This is a genomic window from Poseidonibacter lekithochrous, assembly GCF_013283835.1.
Taxonomy (GTDB): Bacteria; Campylobacterota; Campylobacteria; order Campylobacterales; family Arcobacteraceae; genus Poseidonibacter; species Poseidonibacter lekithochrous.
This window is the reverse complement of the sequence record NZ_CP054052.1, coordinates 3,243,883-3,260,273: the sequence shown is the minus strand read 5'-3', so window position 1 is coordinate 3,260,273 and position 16,391 is coordinate 3,243,883. Positions and strand designations below refer to the sequence as shown.

Genomic DNA, 16,391 nt, shown 5'->3' with positions numbered 1-16,391 from the left:
AATTTAAATATAAAAAGAGCTAAGCTCTTTTTATATTCTACCTCCTGCTTGAACTCCCCATGTAGTTCTCCATCTAGTTTTCACTAATGAAATACCAGAAATAGCAACAAATACAACAACTGCAAAGATTAAGAATCCAGCTGTATATCCATCAAAGGCACCTTTTGACCAACCAAGTGTTTGAATAAGTGCAGTACCACCAAGACCACCAGCACATCCAACAATACCTGTCATAATACCAATGTCTTTACCAAATCTTTGTGGAACTAATTGGAATACTGATCCATTTGCCATTCCTAAACTTGCCATAATTAAGAATAAAACTAAAATAGCAACTCCAAATGGTAAACTCATTGTAGCATTAATAATTACTAATAAAGCTACTAATCCATAGAAGTAATAAAGTGATCTAACTCCACCAATTTTATCGGCAACTGCTCCACCAACTGGTCTTAAAACAGCACCTGCGAAGATACATAATGCTCCAAAGTAACCCGCAATTACTTTTACATTTCCTTCATCTAATATATCTAAACCAAAAGCAGACATATCAACTTGATAAGTGTTCATTAAATATACTTTCATATATCCAGCAAATCCTACAAATCCACCAAAAGACACAGCATAGAATAGACAGAACCACCAAGTATCTTTGTCTTTTAATAGCTTTCCATAATCTTTTAGTTTCTTTGGATTCTTTTTATATACATCTTCCGGCGCATCTTGTGCTAGGAATAAGTAAGCTACGAATACTACAATAGCCATAAATGCTCCAACTCCAAATACAGATTCCCATCCCCAGATTTCAGCAATTTTTGGTGCAAATAAGAAGTCAATTACAACTCCAATATTACCAGCTCCCGCAATTCCTAAAACAACACCTTGAAGTTTTGGTGGATACCATTGACCAGCTTGTGGAAGTGCAACTGCAAATGAAGCTCCTGCAAAACCAAGACCAAGTGCTACTATTAATAATTGATTATAAGTAATACTATTACCTTGAATATAAGCTGTTAATAAAGCAGCAATAACAATAGTTTGAGAAATAAGTGCAGTTCTTTTTGCTCCTAATTTATCAACTCCAAATCCAAGTACTACTCTTAATATAGCCCCTGATAAAATTGGAAGAGAAAGTAAAGTTGCTTTTTCTCCTGCTGTCATTATATGACCAGTTAAGGCTAATGCTTCACTAATCTCTGTACTTAATGGACCTAACATTGTCCATACCATAAAACTCATATCGAAATATAAAAAAGCCATAAACAATGTTGGTGCATGTCCTTGACCTTTAAGATCTTTTAATCCTGCCATCTTAACCCTTTAATGTAAATCTAAGTTTATTATATATGTTTGTTTTTCATATGTCTGATATTTTCTGTATATAAACTATTCAATTATAAAATATATAATTAACTAGTATATATATGTATAAAATATAAACATATAAAATGTATATAAAATTAGAAATATTTTAAAATTAATATTTATGATAATTTAAGATTAAAATTATTAAAAATGCAATTAAATCCCATAAAAAGGATTTATTATAGTATTAAAAATTATTTAATAATGAAAATTTAAGTTTTATCTGTATAAATAATAAACATATAATTGTATCTTTTGTATTAAAACTTCTGTTATGATTTAAACATGAAAAACACATCAGTGTATATTTAAAGGAGAAAAGATGATTAAGCAGGTTCTGAAAATTGGATTAGGTGTATCTATTGTTGCGAGTACATTATTAGCAGCTCCAGAGAAAACAAAATTAAAGATAGGGTTTATTGCCTTAACTGACTGTGCTCCACTAGTAATAGCAAAAGAGAAGGGTTTCTTTAAAGAAGAAGGTCTTGATGTTCATGTTGCTAAAGAAGGTGGTGGTTGGCCAGGAATTCAACAAAAAGTTATTTCAGGGGAATATGACTTTTCACACGCACTTGCAGGAATGCCAATTGCTGCGACATTAGGAATTAATGGTAATGCTCATTTACAAGCTTTATTATCATTAGATTTTAATGGTAATGCAATTACTTATGGTAATGACATTATTGAAAAAATGGAAGAGTATGGATTAGATAAATCTGAGCGTCCAGTAACTGCTGATTCTTTAAAAAAATACATTGATGCAAAAAGAGCAAAAGAAGGGAATAAATATCAACCATTAAGTTTTGGTATGGTTCACCCAGTTTCTACTCACAACTATGAATTAAGATATTGGATGGCTTCATCTGGTATTAGACCTGACCAAGATTGTACTATTAAACCTTTCCCACCACCTACAATGCCATCGAATTTAATTGCTGGAAATATTGAAGGTTATTGTGTAGGGGAGCCTTGGAATTCAAGAATTGTATTAAAAGGTAAAGGTTCTGCCTTAGTTACAAACTATGATATTTGGAATAATAATCCAGAAAAAGTACTACAAGCAAGAGCTGATTTTGTTGAAAAAAATCCAGAAACTACAAAAGCTGTTATGAGAGCAGTTATAAAAGCTCAAAAGTGGCTTGATGCATCTTGGGAAAATAGAGAAGAAGCTATTGGATACTTAGCAAAAAGAAACTATGTAAAAGCTCCAAAAAATGTATTAAGAAAATCAATGAGCGGAACATTCCTTTATAACAAAGGTGTAGATTCTGCAAATCCAATGTTTAATGTATTTGCTAATAACTATGCATCTTATCCATTCTATTCACATGGTATGTGGTTTGTAACTCAAATGTATAGATGGGGACAATTAGATAAACCAGTAGATATGAAAGCTTTAATTGAAAAAGTATATAGACCTGATTTATTTGCCCAAGTTGCAGCAGAAGTTGACTATAAATTACCTCCAAGTCCATGGAAAAAAGATGGTGTTGATGAATACAACAAATTCTTAGATGGAAAAGTTTGGGATCCAAATAAAGCAGTTGATTATATTTTCGATGCAAAAGTTCAAAATTCATTAGTATCAAAAGAAGATTTAATGAAAGCTAATACTTGGTCTGTTGAAACTAAACAACCAAAATACGAGTGTCATTATGGACCTGCTGGTTGTGCTGATCCAAAATATGTGACAACAGGTAAATAAAAGACAATAGGTTGTCTTTTTTCTGTTGGAACCCGAAGGTGATGTACGTAAGTACCACCTCAGGGCGAGACAACAGAAAGACAATAGTTTAAATAAGAATCAAAAAAGATAAAGCGTAAGTGCTTTGTCTTTTTAAATGCCTAGAGTAGCTTCCTATCCTACAAAATTGTGTTCTCTAGGCATCTAAAAGAACAAATCAAAAAGGTAAAAAATGAATAAAGAGACATTAAAAAAAATACTACTTCCATTTGTAGTATTAGTAGTTCTGATACAAGTTTGGTCAGGAATTGCAAGTATTGTAGAAGATTTTCCAACACCAAGTGATACATTAGTTTATGCTTTTGGTGGTGAAACTGCCGATGGGGATGAAATTGAGGGTGTATTATCAGATCCTTTTTATATTGAGAACCAAGATGACAAGGGTGTATTTTGGCAAATTTTAGCTTCTTTAGAGAGAGTATTTGCAGGGTTTGCCTTAGCTGTTTTAGTTGGTGTTCCTGTTGGATTAATTATTGGTATGAGTAAAAACTTTCAATATGCACTTGATCCATTTATTCAAATTTTTAAACCTGTTTCACCATTAGCATGGTTGCCATTATTGTTATTTGTTTTTCAAGATATTAATACAACGGCAATATCAACAATTTTTATTACTTCAATTTGGCCAATTATCATAAATACAGCCTTAGGGGTAAAAAGTGTAAATGAGGATTATCTAAATGTAGCAAAGGTTTTAAAATTTACTGCAATTGAAAAAGTATTTAAAATCATTCTTCCTGTTGCTGTTCCATATATTTTTACAGGAATGAGACTATCTCTAGGAATTGCTTGGTTAGTAATTGTAGCAGCTGAGATGCTTACAGGTGGTATTGGTATTGGGTTTTGGATTTGGGATGAATACAATAATCTGGCTTATCACAATATTATTATTGGAATCATTCTTGTTGGGCTTATTGGTTTTATTTTAGATGTTGCAATGGGAAAAGTTGCAGATTATTTTGATTATAGAAAGAAAATGTAGGAGAAATCATGAGTAATAATAATTTTTTAGAATTAGAGAATATATATAAAGCATTTCCACTTCCAGGTGGAGATGAGTATAAAGCAGTAGTAGATGTAAATGTTAAGATTGCAAAAAATGAGATCATCTCAATTATTGGTCATAGTGGTTGTGGTAAATCAACACTACTTAATATGATTGCTGGACTTGATGCACAAACTCAAGGAAATATTTTATTAAAAAATAAAGAGATTAAAGGTCCTGGACCTGAGAGAGCTGTTGTTTTTCAAAATCACTCACTTTTACCATGGCTTACAGTTTATGAAAATATTGAAATGGCAGTAAAAAAAGTAATGCCAGAATTAAGTTCATCAGAGCTTCGAGCAAGAGTTGAAAAGTTTGTATCTATGGTAAATCTTGATCATGCAAAAGATAAATTCCCCGGAGAAATATCAGGGGGTATGAAACAAAGAGTTGGAATTGCTAGAGCTTTAAGTATCAAACCTGATGTTTTATTGATGGATGAACCTTTTGGAGCGTTGGATTCATTAACAAGAGCCAATCTACAAGAACACCTAATGAGAATTCAACAAAGTGTTCAAAATACTGTAATTATTATTACTCATGACATTGATGAAGCTGTTTTATTAAGTGATAAAGTAATTATGATGACAAATGGTCCAGAAGCCACAATTGGGGAGATTCTAGAAGTGGATTTACCAAGACCTAGAAATAGAGTTGAGTTACAAAGTGACCCTGAATATATTAGATGTAGAGAAGCAATTCTTAGTTTTCTTTACGAAAAATTTGCAAAAGATGATGAATAGAAAATGATAAAAGAGATAATTCAAAAAGAGTTAGTTGAAATATATTTTCAACCTATAGTATCTATACGTACAAAAAAAGTTTATGCTTTTGAAGCACTAACTAGATGTGTATATAAAGGTGAATTTATTCCTCCTAATGTACTTTTTGATTTATCTAAAAAAGAAAATCTAATAATTGAATTAGATGAACTAACAAGAAAAAAAGCAATTGAAAAGTTTAGTGAATATTATTATAAAGATAGGGATTTAGTTTTATTTCTGAATTTTGAATCAACTATGATAAATAAATACGAAGAGATTAAAAATAGAAATAGATTTGTAGAGAAAATTTTTAATTTAAAAATACCTCCGCAGAATTTTGTATTAGAAATTAAAGAAGATGAAATTACTAATACAAAAGCCTTAAAGAAATTCTGCTCAACCTACAAGGAACTGGGCTTTTCAATTGCCTTGGATGATTTTGGAACAGGTAGTTCTACCTTTGATAGAATAAATCTAATTAGGCCTGATATTATAAAAATTGACAGGTCTCTTTTTACTGATATAAAAACTAATCAAATTAATAAAGAAATTGTAAAAGCTATTTCAAAAATGAGTCATAACCTAGGAATTAGAGTTTTAGGTGAGGGTGTTGAAGATGAACATGCTATTTGTTTAGGTCTTAAATCTACAATAAATCTTTTTCAAGGTTTTTATTTTGCAAAACCAACTTCTCAAATAAATGATGATGATATTAATACCATAGTTAAAAAAATTATAACAATTGGTAAAGATTTTAAAGCAAGAAATATTGCTGGTATAAATAAAAAAAGAGAAGTGATCTCAAAATATGACTTAATTGCAAATGAGATGTTTAGCAAAATAAATTCACTTGAACATTCACATAAAATCTTAGAAGATGAGTTTTATAAACATCAAGATATAGAGGCTATTTACCTTATTGATTCCCAAAGCTCTAAACAGATTAATGACACCATGGTTTCAGAAAATATCAATGATAAATTCAAACCAACAAAATGTGGAGATGAACACTATTTGAAAGAGTATTATTATATTACTTTGGAATCAAAACAAGGAATATTTTTAAGTCCCAAATATATATCTTATGCCACGGGAAATATATGTAAAACCTTTGCTAAAAGGTTTAGCTTAGGAAATAAAAGCTGTATTTTATGTCTTGATATAGTAGTAGAAGGAAAATAAAATGAAAAAATATTTTTATAATTGTAGTTTAAAAACAAAACTTGTTTCATTGGTATTTATTCCAATTTTAGCCTATATGATTTTGTCCACAATTTTGTTTATGGATGAATATAATGAATATAAAAAATATGAAATAATAAAAGAAAAAATTCTTCAAGAAAAAAATATACTCACTAGTGAAAAATTAGATCTCTTGCTTTTAAATTTAAATTACAATAATAAAAAAGATTTATTATTAGTCCTTGAAAATAAAATCTCTGATTTTGAAAGTACTATTATTTTAAAATCTTTATTTTTTATATTTGTATTTACTTTATCCTTTCTACTTTATTTTTATATTTCCAAATATATAACAAGTTCAATTTATAATATTAGATTTGGACTAAACAATTTTTTTAGTTACTTGACTACAACTCAAAAAGAACTTGAAACAATTCATATTAATTCAAAAGATGATTTTGGATTAATGGCAAAAGATTTAAATGAAAATATCCAAAAAATAAAAGATGGATTAGCTATTGATAATGAAGTGATTAATGAAGCTAAGTTTGTATCTAAAATGGTTGGAAAAGGTTTTTTAGTTTATCGTATAAACTCAGTTGCTAATAATGTGTATATAAATGAACTAAAAGAGAATGTGAATAATATGATTGATAATTTACGAGTAAATATTGTCAACTCTTTTAAAACATCTCTTAATTATGCAAATAGAGATTTTACAGTTAAAGCTGATAAAACCGAAATAGGTGCAATTGTAAATACTCAACTTAGATGTCTTAATATGATAGGTATGAATATTTCCGAGTTTTTAGCAATGGTTAATAAAAATGGAAATATTTTAGATACAAAATCAAATGAACTCTTAGATTTAGTAAATCAACTTCATTCTTCTTCTCTCTCTCAAGCTAGCTCGCTAGAACAAACAACAGCTTCTATTCATGATATTACTTCAAGTATTACTGATACTTCAAATAAAGCTTCTAATATGTTAGAGATTGCAAATTCAACAAAAGCATATTCTCAAGAAGGAATAAAATTAGTTGAGAACACACAAAAATCTATGTATGAGATTAATGAATCAACAAGCGCTATTAATGAAGCTATTACAATTATTGATCAAATTGCATTTCAAACAAATATTCTTTCACTTAATGCAGCAGTTGAAGCAGCAACTGCAGGGGAAGCTGGTAAAGGTTTTGCTGTAGTTGCACAGGAAGTTCGAAACTTGGCAAATAGAAGTGCTGAAGCGGCAAAAGAAATTAAACATCTTGTTGAAGTCGCAAATCAAAAATCAGAAGATGGAAAAGAGTATTCAGAACAGATGATGAATAGTTTTGAGAAACTTTCTTCTATGATTGAAGAGAATACAAATATTATTGATGATGTTGCAAAATCAAATAAAATACAAATGAATAATCTATCTCAAATAAATGAAACTATGAATAACCTAGATTATATCACTCAACAAAATGCCCATATGGCTAGTAAAACAAAAGATGTGGCTATTCAAACAAACAGTGTAGCTCAAGATATGCTTCAAGCTGCTTCTTTAAATGAATATGATTTAGAAGTTGAAAAAAGAATAGATGATTTTGACTTAACCCAAAAACTAAACAGCCTTAAGATTGAGTATACAAAATATAAACAGGCAATATTAAATCAAATAAACAATAACTCTTCAAGTATTGATATTAATGTTGAACATAGAAGTAATATAAATGACTTTATTAATATTCATGAAAAGGAATCAAAGTTAGATAATAAAGTATTTACATGTTTAAAAGAGCTTACATTACAGCTGGATAAAGACCTTGTAATATACGGTGAATCAATGAAAAGTAGGGATGAAGAGCTTATTTTAAAAACTTCACCATTAATTGAAAATACTCTTGATGAAATATTTATACTTCTGAATAAATTAAAAGAGATAAAGTAACTAATTAATCTACTGTAGAATAATTAATTATCTATTTGTATATTTAATATACAGTAGATATGTTTACAGAACTAGCAAAATATTTTATAATTGTGACATATAATTTGACAAAGGAGTCTTATGGAAAATTTTGCTGATGTAAAATATATATTAGATGGTTTCCTGTTTATCTTTTCAGGGGTACTAGTAATGTGGATGGCAGCTGGGTTTGCTATGTTAGAAGCTGGTTTAACAAGAACAAAAAACAATGCAACGGTTCTTACTAAAAATGTTGCTTTATTTGCAATCTCTTGTATTATGTTCTATTTTGTAGGGTATAACGCAATGTATGGTGAGGGTAACTCATTTATTGGATCACTTGCAATATTTAGTGGTGAAACAGCAGCTGATGCAGCTTATCCTGCTTTCTCTGACTTTTTCTTCCAAGTAATGTTTGTAGCAACTGCTGCTTCTGTTATTTCAGGTTCTGTAGCTGAAAGAATGAAGTTATGGCCATTCTTAATTTTTGTTGTTGTTTTATCATCGTTTATTTATCCAATTCAAGGTCACTGGACATGGGGTGGAACTGAATTAGGTGGTCTAATTGCAGGTTTCTCTGATTTTGCTGGATCAACTATTGTTCACTCAGTTGGTGGATGGGCAGCATTAGCAGCTGTTTTAATCTTAGGTGCTAGAAAAGGTAAATACTCTAAAACTGGAGCAGTAAGACCAATTCCTGGTTCTAACTTACCTCTTGCAACTTTAGGTACATTCATTTTATGGATGGGTTGGTTTGGATTTAATGGTGGATCTCAATTAGCTATGGGTTCTAAAGGTGATATTGAAGCAATTGCAATGGTTGTTGCTGATACTAATATGGCAGCGGCAGCTGGTGCTTTAGCAGCGGCATTATTAACACAACTTATTTATAGAAAAGTTGATTTAACAATGGTTTTAAATGGTGCTTTAGCAGGACTTGTATCTTGTACAGCAGGACCTGATTTAGGTATGGTTGTTGCATTTATTGAAGGTATTGTTGGTGGTGCTTTAGTTGTATTTGCTGTTCCATTATGGGATAAGTTAAAAATTGATGATCCAGTGGGTGCTTTATCTGTTCACTTAGTAGCTGGTATCTGGGGAACAATCGCGGTTGGTATTTTCAACCCAGATGTTACAGTTATGGCTCAACTTAAAGGTGTTGTTATAATTGGTGCCTTTGTATTTGTATCTTCATTCATTGTATGGAAGATTTTAGATCTAGTAGTTGGAATTAGAGTTGATGAAGAGACTGAAGTAAATGGTCTTGATATTCATGAAACTGGATTAGAAGCTTATCCAGAATTCAAAAGAGCATAAGCGGTAGATAGAAGTAACTCGTTACTTCCTTTAGGATTTGCTTCTTTAGATGGGATTTACTCCCATCGTTAAAAGAAGTTATTAGATAAATAGTCCCTAAAAAAATGGGACATTTTTTAAGGATTAAAATGAAAAAAATTGAAGTAATAATTAAACCTTTCAAACTTGAAGATGTAAAAGATGCTTTAGTAGAAGCTGGAATTACAGGTATGAGTGTTTACGATGTAAAAGGTTATGGTAGACAACAAGGTCACTCTGAATTATACAGAGGGGCTGAGTATGTTGTAGATTTTTTACCAAAAATCAAAATTGACATTGTAGTAAATGAAGATATGGTTGACTCAGCAATTAAAGCAATTGTCGAATCAGCAAAAACTGGAAAAATCGGAGATGGAAAGATTTTTGTTTCATCTTTAGATGATGTAGTTAGAATCAGAACTGGTGAAAAAGGAACTGAGGCTATTTAATATACAAAACGATTCAAGAAAAGCACTTTTTCTTGAATTGTATATTTTTTATACAGAAACTCTCTATACAAATATTTTTTATACCTATATACTTAAAGAAAAAAAACTAAGGAAAGTTTTATGGGTACAGAAATTTCTTACGTTATTGATACGTTATATGCAATCTTTGCAATGACACTTATTATATTTATGGTTCCAGGTTTCGCAATGTTAGAAGCAGGAATTGTAAGAACTAAAAATGTTACAGCCGTTTTAACAATCAACACTTTAATTTATGCAATTGCTTCTATGGCATTTTTACTTATAGGTTACAAGATAGCCTTTGGTGGATTTGGTGCAGAGGGAATGAGTCAATGGGCAGCTTTTCTTTTCCAAATGGCATTTGTTGGTAAAGTAGTTAACATCATGTCTGGTGGAGTAAGTGAAAGAGCAAAAGTTGTTCCTTTAGCTATTTTTACAATTATCATGGCAGCAGTACTTTATCCACTTGTAGTAAATGTTACATGGGGAACTAACTTACTTGAAGGTACAGTTTTAGCTTTATCTATGTATGACTTAGCAGGTTCTACTGTTATTCACTCAACTGGTGGTTGGGCTTTATTAGCAGCAATTATTATAATTGGTGCAAGAAAAGGAAGATATACAAAAAATGGTGGAATTAGAGTAATTCCAGCTTCAAATATTCCATTACTTACATTGGGTGCATTTTTATTATGGATTGGTTGGTTTGGATTTAATGGTGGATCTGTTGGTTCAATTGCTTCAAAAGAAGGAGCTGATGCGGTTGCTTTAACTATTATGAATACTAATACAGCTGGACTTGCAGGTGCTATTATGGTTGCAGTTTTAATGTATATTAAATACAAAAAACTGGATATTACAATGATCCTAAATGGTGCTTTAGGTGGTTTAGTTGCAATTACAGCAGGGCCTGATTTATATGATATTTATACTCCTATTTTAATTGGAGCTATTGGTGGAGCTATTGTTGTATTTGGTGTAACTTTCTTTGATAAACTAAGATTAGATGATCCTGTTGGGGCTTTATCTGTTCACTTATTAAATGGTATTTGGGGAACATTAGCAGTTGGAATTTTTGCTGCAAATGGTAGTGATATTACATTTATGGGACAAGTAAAAGGTATTGTATTAGTTGCAATTTTTGCTTTTGTAACTTCATATATTGTATTATTTATCATCAATAAAATCATTCCATTAAGAGCTGATAATGATGAAGAGATGCAAGGTTTAGATGTTGAAGAGTGTGGTATCGAAGCATATCCAGAGTTCAAAAGAGCTTTCTAAAATAGCGTATAACCTAAATAAAAATAAAACTTAGATAAAATAAAAGACTTAAAAAAAGGATGAAACTTGAAAAAGATTGAAGCAGTAATTAAACCGTTTAAACTTGAAGATGTAAAAGATGCCTTGACAGAAGCTGGAATCACAGGAATGACTGTATCTGATGTAAAAGGATATGGAAGACAACAAGGTCACTCTGAATTATATAGAGGGGCAGAATATGTTGTTGATTTCTTACCAAAAATCAAATTAGAATTAATCGTTGCAGAAGACGACGTTGATTCTACAATTGCACTTATTACTGAATCAGCAAAAACTGGAAAAATTGGTGACGGTAAAATATTCGTTTCATCAATTGAAAAAATTGTTAGAATTAGAACAGGTGAAGAAGATGAGGAAGCTATTTAATGAGTAGTGTTACAACATTCGAAATAAACGAACCTTTAGATATGCACCTTCACTTACGTGATGGTGATATGTTAAAACTAGTAGGACCTTTAACTTCTAATACATTTACAGGTGCATTAATCATGCCAAACTTAGTACCACCTGTAACTACAAAAGAAGCTTTATTAGCTTATAAAGATAGAATTAATGAAGCATGTAAAGGTGATACTTTTGAACCTTATGTAACTTTATTCTTCCAAAATAATTACTCGTATGAGTTCTTAGAAGATATCAAAGATGATATTATTGGAATTAAACTTTATCCTGCAGGAATTACTACAAATTCTGAAACAGGTGTATCTTCAATGGATGTTGAAGTTTTAAGACCTACATTAGAATCAATGAGTAAACTTGGTATTCCTTTATGTGTTCATGGTGAAACTAATGGTTTTGTTATGGATAGAGAAAAAGAATTTATGCCAATTTATGAATCAATTGCTGCTGCATTCCCTGATTTAAAAATTATTATGGAACACATCACTACTGCTGATGCTGTTGAATTACTTGATAAATATGATAACTTACATGCAACAGTTACATTACATCACTTATTAATTACACTTGATGACGTTGCTGGTGGAATGTTACAACCTCATTTATTCTGTAAACCAATTGCTAAAAGACCGCATGATAGATCTGCATTATTAGATGCTGCATTAAAAGGGCATCCTAAATTAATGTTTGGTTCTGATTCAGCTCCTCATCCTAAACATAAAAAAGAGTGCTGTGGTTGTGCTGCTGGTGTATTTACATCACCAATTGCTTTACAAGTATTAGTAGGATTATTTGAAAAATATCAAGCCTTAGATAAATTAAATGATTTTGTATCATTAAACGCTCAAAGAGTTTATGATTTAAAACCAAAAATCAAAAAAATTAAATTAGTTAAAAAAGATTATGTAGTACCTGCTATATATGAATATAACGAAGATAATGTAGTACCAATGTATGCTGGTGAAACATTAGCTTGGAGTATTGAAGACTAGTTAAAAAGAGAAGTTATCTTCTCTTTTTCTCTTCTTCTTTTTCTTTTAGAAGACGACGGATATTTTCTGTTGTCTCTTTTGCTTTTACAATTCGCTCTTCTCTCATTACTCTTAATATCTCTAATGTTTCTTGTTTTTCTTTATCAATATTAGTTTGTATTTGAACAGCTTTTCTATTATTTGAAACCCCTGACACTGTTTGGAATTTCTCTTTTTTATTAATATATACAGTTGTAGAGGCTGATGTTGCATTTTTATTAAATACAATAATATCATTCTCTTTTAATCCAAAGATTTCTTCAGCTGTTAATTCTGTTTCTGCCATTACAGCTTCAACCTGCATTTTTGCTCCAGAAATAAGTGTTGTAATATCTTTTTTTCTACTTGATTTTCTATTTTTACCCTCAGAGAAAACTTTCTCAACAATTTTTTCAAGTAAGGGTTCTATATAAGAAATAGGGTAACAAATAGATAAGAATCCAGACTCTTCATCAATTGTGATCTCTAATACAACTAGAAGTACAATCTCATGATCAGAAATAATCTGAATAGCATTTGCATTTGTATCTCTTGATTCAGTTTTAAAATTCAGTGTTGAAATATCATCCCAAGATCTGAATAAATTTTTTATTACCATTTCATAAAAGTGATCTAAAATCTCAACTTCAATTTCTGTAAGTTCTCTATCTAAGTTATCATTAGTGTTTACAGCTCCAGAACCTAATAATTCTGCAATAATCTTATGAGAGATACCTGGGTTACACTCAATTACTATTCGGCCTTCCATAGGCTTAATAGATAGTGTATTTAATGATGTAATTTGTGGAATAGAAAGAATAAACTCTCCATATGTCATTTGTTCAATTGAGTATAATTTAATATCAACAATTTTTCTAAGCATTGCAGAAAGATCTGTAATAAAATCCCTAAGCATTTTATCATGCATAGTTGAAAAGGCTTTAAATTGTTCAGTTGATATTCTATTAGGTTTTTTAAAATCGTAAATTGAATAGTTTTTTTCTTTGGATACTACTTTGTCAGTGGGAGAGGCATCATCAATATCCTCCCCTTGTTCTGCAATATCTAAAAGTGCATCAATTTCATCTTGACTTAAAAATTCAGCCATATTATCCTCTTATCTCAAGTTCAACGTCAATAGCTCCAAGCTCTTTGATCATTTTTAATGTGTCAATGATTTCACTCATTGGTAATTTCATTACTTTCATAGCTCTTACTAAATCAGCCACTGTAGGTGCATTTTTTGTGTCAATTCTTGCATTATTAATATCAACAATTGGTTTATCAACAATTTTAACGCCATCTCCTACATCAACACCTTTATTAAGTTTTTTATCTTTAAACTGCGAAGCAGCTAAAGGTGATTGTTTGATTCTAAGTGTAAAGGAATCTCTAGCAATTGTCACAGGGTCAATTGGAATTGCACCACCTGTTATAACTGTTTCTCTATTCATATCAATAATAATTTTCTTTTTAAATGTTGAATCTAAAGGAATATTCTCAACCATTGATATGAATTTTACAATAGAAATTTCTGTTGGTTTTCTAATACTTACAGTTCTTGTATCTAAAGCAACTGCAAGTCTTGTACCAAATTTTTTATTTATTTTTGTTTCTATTAAGTCAGCATTTTTTGCAGAACTTTTATATAAACTCAGTGTTATTCCTGTTTCATCTTTTAGGTTAAAATCAACTTCATTTTCAACTGTTGCACCTTCATAAATAAAACCTGAAGTTTTATTATTCGCATTTGCAATAATTGTACCTTGAGCTAGGGCATAAACTTTTCCATCTACACCTTTTAGTTGAGTGATTAAAAGCTCTCCATGGTCAACAGATTTTGCATCACCAATTGTAGATACTTTGATTTTTACTTTGTCCCCTTGTCTTGAAAAAGGAGGTAGAGTTCCCGTAACCATTACCGCTGCAATATTTTTTGAATTAATAGAACCTGCTGGGATTTTTATATAAGAATTTCTAAGTAAGTTTTGAAGACTTTGCATTGTAAACTTGGATTTATCACCAGTTCCTGCTAATCCTACAACTAATCCATATCCGATAAGTTGATTCTCACGAATACCAATGATGTTCGAAATATCTTTTATAGTTTGTGAATAAATAGATGAAATTAATATAGTTACTAAAAAAATATACTTCAATACAATACCTTATAATTAATTGCTAATATTTTATCGTAAATTTAATAAAAAAAGGTATAATCTTTATAGTAAAAATTATTATAATATAGGGTTTGGGTTTGAATATTTTTATTTATGGTAACAGTGGGTTTAAAAAAGAGATCCATGAAACTTTAGAACATGCAAATATTAAATTTAAACTTGATGACAATAGTGTCATTAAAGATATTAATGAACTTGAAGAATTAAAGCTAGTAATTCAAGAAAATCCCAACGATATTTACTTAATTGATGATGAAAAAATTATCAAAAAAAATGCTATTACAAAGAAGATTAAATTTCTAGTTCCAAAAGATGGAATTGAAGAAGAATTCTTACTAGATAATGGAATAGCTGACCTTTCAGTAGACTCACTAAAAGAAATTCCAAAATATATTATCCAAAAACATGATGAAATTATAAGACAATCTGAAGAAGATATTCATGATTCAATTGTTGATATTGTTGATGATGCGTATAGTGAAGATTTAGATGAATCTATTGAGTTAGATGATGAATTAGCACAACTTCTTGCTAGTGAACCTATGGAAGAAGAGCCAATTGAAAAGAAAAATGATGATTTATTAATCACAAAAGAGAAAGAAGAACAAAAAGAAGACTTGTCTTTTGACGAATTATCAATTGATGATTTACTTTTAGATGAAGAATTGAATTTATCAGAAGAAAAAGATGATTTATTTGCAAATGATAATTTAGATATTGAACAAGATATTAATCTTGATGACTTAGAAAGCTTAATGTCTTCTGATGATTCTGATAATGATTCAGGAGATATCTTAAGTGAAGAAGAATTAAATTCAATGATGAATTTTGATGAAGATGTTGGTTTAAACAATGTTACTTTTGATTATGATGATAATGAACTAGTATCAGATGATAATACTGATAAAAAAGAAGAATCATCTTTTCAAGAAGTTTCAGAAAATGACGATATAATGAATGACATAGATGATTTTAGTTCTTTTGATGAAATTGATGGACTAGATGGTCTTGATGAATTAGATAAAATTTTAGAAGAAAATAATATAGAAGTAGATGAACCTACTGAAGAAATAAGAGTTGAAGAATCTATTAATAAAATAGAATTCAACGAAGGAGATAGTATGTCAGATGAGTTTTCTGAACTTGATACATTAAATGAAGCAGATATTTTAAGTGCTTTAGACGGCGTGTCTGATATTAAACCTGTAAGTAATACTACTAGTAGTACTCCTAAAAAAGTTGCTGCTAGTGAGAATGTAGAAATAACAAGTTCAAATTCACAAGATATTGCAGATTTAATATCTAAATTATTAAACAATAAAACTTTAGAAATTACAATTAAAGTAAAAGATTAGCCATGGATTTAATGGCTATTGCTGAAAATACAGTAAAAATTATTCTAATCTTAGGATTACCTTCTTTATTAGTAAGTATGGTAATTGGATTAATAATTTCTATTTTTCAAGCAGTAACTCAAGTAAGTGATGCTTCACTGGCTTTTGTACCTAAAATGATTTTTGTTTCGGCATTTATTTTAGTTACTCTGCCTTGGGTAGGAGATCATATTGCTACTTACACTAGAGATTTATGGGATTTAATATTAATTTTTGGTAATTAATT

The 16,391-nt window shown here is 30.0% G+C and carries 14 protein-coding genes and 1 pseudogene; 12 read left to right on the top strand and 3 right to left on the bottom strand.

Annotated features, from left to right (window positions below; translation table 11 throughout):
• Nucleotides 1–30: 30 nt before the first annotated feature.
• Nucleotides 31–1,311: an MFS transporter gene (locus tag ALEK_RS15810; RefSeq protein ID WP_071628062.1), complete on the bottom strand. Its 1,281-nt coding sequence runs from the start codon at nucleotides 1,309–1,311 to the stop codon at nucleotides 31–33.
• 376 nt (nucleotides 1,312–1,687) lie between these two features.
• Between ALEK_RS15810 and ALEK_RS15805 the strand changes: the two genes are divergently transcribed.
• From ALEK_RS15805 to pyrC, 10 genes and pseudogenes are all read left to right on the top strand, one after another.
• Nucleotides 1,688–3,070 (top strand): CmpA/NrtA family ABC transporter substrate-binding protein, encoded by a 1,383-nt coding sequence (locus ALEK_RS15805; protein ID WP_071628061.1) that lies wholly within the window; start codon nucleotides 1,688–1,690, stop codon nucleotides 3,068–3,070.
• Between the two features lie 211 nt (nucleotides 3,071–3,281).
• Nucleotides 3,282–4,091 (top strand): nitrate ABC transporter permease, encoded by an 810-nt coding sequence (gene ntrB, locus ALEK_RS15800; protein WP_071628060.1) that lies wholly within the window; start codon nucleotides 3,282–3,284, stop codon nucleotides 4,089–4,091.
• An 8-nt stretch (nucleotides 4,092–4,099) separates the two neighbouring features.
• Nucleotides 4,100–4,897, top strand: coding sequence for an ABC transporter ATP-binding protein (locus tag ALEK_RS15795; RefSeq protein WP_071628059.1), 798 nt, complete (start codon nucleotides 4,100–4,102; stop codon nucleotides 4,895–4,897).
• 3 nt (nucleotides 4,898–4,900) lie between these two features.
• On the top strand, nucleotides 4,901–6,100 hold the full coding sequence (locus ALEK_RS15790) for an EAL domain-containing protein (RefSeq protein ID WP_071628058.1): 1,200 nt from the start codon (nucleotides 4,901–4,903) through the stop codon (nucleotides 6,098–6,100).
• A 1,054-nt stretch (nucleotides 6,101–7,154) separates the two neighbouring features.
• Nucleotides 7,155–7,499: pseudogene (locus ALEK_RS17745) on the top strand (methyl-accepting chemotaxis protein); the annotation flags it as partial.
• A gap of 657 nt (nucleotides 7,500–8,156) precedes the next feature.
• Complete coding sequence (gene amt, locus ALEK_RS15780; protein ID WP_071628056.1) at nucleotides 8,157–9,371, top strand: ammonium transporter; 1,215 nt, start codon at nucleotides 8,157–8,159, stop codon at nucleotides 9,369–9,371.
• A 128-nt stretch (nucleotides 9,372–9,499) separates the two neighbouring features.
• Nucleotides 9,500–9,838 carry a P-II family nitrogen regulator gene (locus ALEK_RS15775; protein ID WP_071628055.1) on the top strand — a complete coding sequence of 113 codons (339 nt, stop codon included), beginning with the start codon at nucleotides 9,500–9,502 and terminating at the stop codon, nucleotides 9,836–9,838.
• Nucleotides 9,839–9,958: 120 nt separating this feature from the next.
• Entirely contained in the window at nucleotides 9,959–11,143 is a 1,185-nt protein-coding gene (locus ALEK_RS15770; RefSeq protein ID WP_071628054.1) for an ammonium transporter, read from the top strand.
• 66 nt (nucleotides 11,144–11,209) lie between these two features.
• Entirely contained in the window at nucleotides 11,210–11,548 is a 339-nt protein-coding gene (locus tag ALEK_RS15765; RefSeq protein WP_071628053.1) for a P-II family nitrogen regulator, read from the top strand.
• A complete protein-coding gene (gene pyrC / locus ALEK_RS15760) occupies nucleotides 11,548–12,573 on the top strand; it encodes a dihydroorotase (protein WP_071628052.1) in 1,026 nt (341 codons plus the stop codon). The genes ALEK_RS15765 and pyrC overlap by 1 nt, the downstream gene beginning before the upstream one ends.
• Before the next feature lie 13 nt (nucleotides 12,574–12,586).
• Here the strand turns inward: pyrC and fliM are convergent, their stop codons facing one another.
• Together fliM and ALEK_RS15750 are read right to left on the bottom strand one after the other, a co-directional pair.
• Nucleotides 12,587–13,699 (bottom strand): flagellar motor switch protein FliM, encoded by a 1,113-nt coding sequence (fliM, locus tag ALEK_RS15755; protein WP_071628051.1) that lies wholly within the window; start codon nucleotides 13,697–13,699, stop codon nucleotides 12,587–12,589.
• A gap of 1 nt (nucleotide 13,700) precedes the next feature.
• The gene (locus ALEK_RS15750) at nucleotides 13,701–14,750 is read right to left on the bottom strand and encodes a flagellar basal body P-ring protein FlgI (RefSeq protein ID WP_071628050.1); all 1,050 of its coding nucleotides are present in this window, start codon (nucleotides 14,748–14,750) and stop codon (nucleotides 13,701–13,703) included.
• A gap of 98 nt (nucleotides 14,751–14,848) precedes the next feature.
• Here ALEK_RS15750 and ALEK_RS15745 point away from each other — a divergent pair, with 98 nt between their 5' ends.
• Together ALEK_RS15745 and ALEK_RS15740 are read left to right on the top strand one after the other, a co-directional pair.
• Nucleotides 14,849–16,126 carry a hypothetical protein gene (locus ALEK_RS15745; protein WP_071628049.1) on the top strand — a complete coding sequence of 426 codons (1,278 nt, stop codon included), beginning with the start codon at nucleotides 14,849–14,851 and terminating at the stop codon, nucleotides 16,124–16,126.
• 2 nt (nucleotides 16,127–16,128) lie between these two features.
• Nucleotides 16,129–16,389: a flagellar biosynthetic protein FliQ gene (locus ALEK_RS15740; RefSeq protein WP_071628048.1), complete on the top strand. Its 261-nt coding sequence runs from the start codon at nucleotides 16,129–16,131 to the stop codon at nucleotides 16,387–16,389.
• Nucleotides 16,390–16,391: the final 2 nt, after the last annotated feature.

What these genes read in the sequence shown, in the direction of transcription:
- ALEK_RS15810 (WP_071628062.1), bottom strand. Translation starts at nt 1,311, where the DNA reads ATGGCAGGATTAAAAGATCTTAAAGGTCAAGGACATGCACCAACATTG.
- ALEK_RS15805 (WP_071628061.1), top strand. Translation starts at nt 1,688, where the DNA reads ATGATTAAGCAGGTTCTGAAAATTGGATTAGGTGTATCTATTGTTGCG.
- ntrB (WP_071628060.1), top strand. Translation starts at nt 3,282, where the DNA reads ATGAATAAAGAGACATTAAAAAAAATACTACTTCCATTTGTAGTATTA.
- ALEK_RS15795 (WP_071628059.1), top strand. Translation starts at nt 4,100, where the DNA reads ATGAGTAATAATAATTTTTTAGAATTAGAGAATATATATAAAGCATTT.
- ALEK_RS15790 (WP_071628058.1), top strand. Translation starts at nt 4,901, where the DNA reads ATGATAAAAGAGATAATTCAAAAAGAGTTAGTTGAAATATATTTTCAA.
- amt (WP_071628056.1), top strand. Translation starts at nt 8,157, where the DNA reads ATGGAAAATTTTGCTGATGTAAAATATATATTAGATGGTTTCCTGTTT.
- ALEK_RS15775 (WP_071628055.1), top strand. Translation starts at nt 9,500, where the DNA reads ATGAAAAAAATTGAAGTAATAATTAAACCTTTCAAACTTGAAGATGTA.
- ALEK_RS15770 (WP_071628054.1), top strand. Translation starts at nt 9,959, where the DNA reads ATGGGTACAGAAATTTCTTACGTTATTGATACGTTATATGCAATCTTT.
- pyrC (WP_071628052.1), top strand. Translation starts at nt 11,548, where the DNA reads ATGAGTAGTGTTACAACATTCGAAATAAACGAACCTTTAGATATGCAC.
- fliM (WP_071628051.1), bottom strand. Translation starts at nt 13,699, where the DNA reads ATGGCTGAATTTTTAAGTCAAGATGAAATTGATGCACTTTTAGATATT.
- ALEK_RS15740 (WP_071628048.1), top strand. Translation starts at nt 16,129, where the DNA reads ATGGATTTAATGGCTATTGCTGAAAATACAGTAAAAATTATTCTAATC.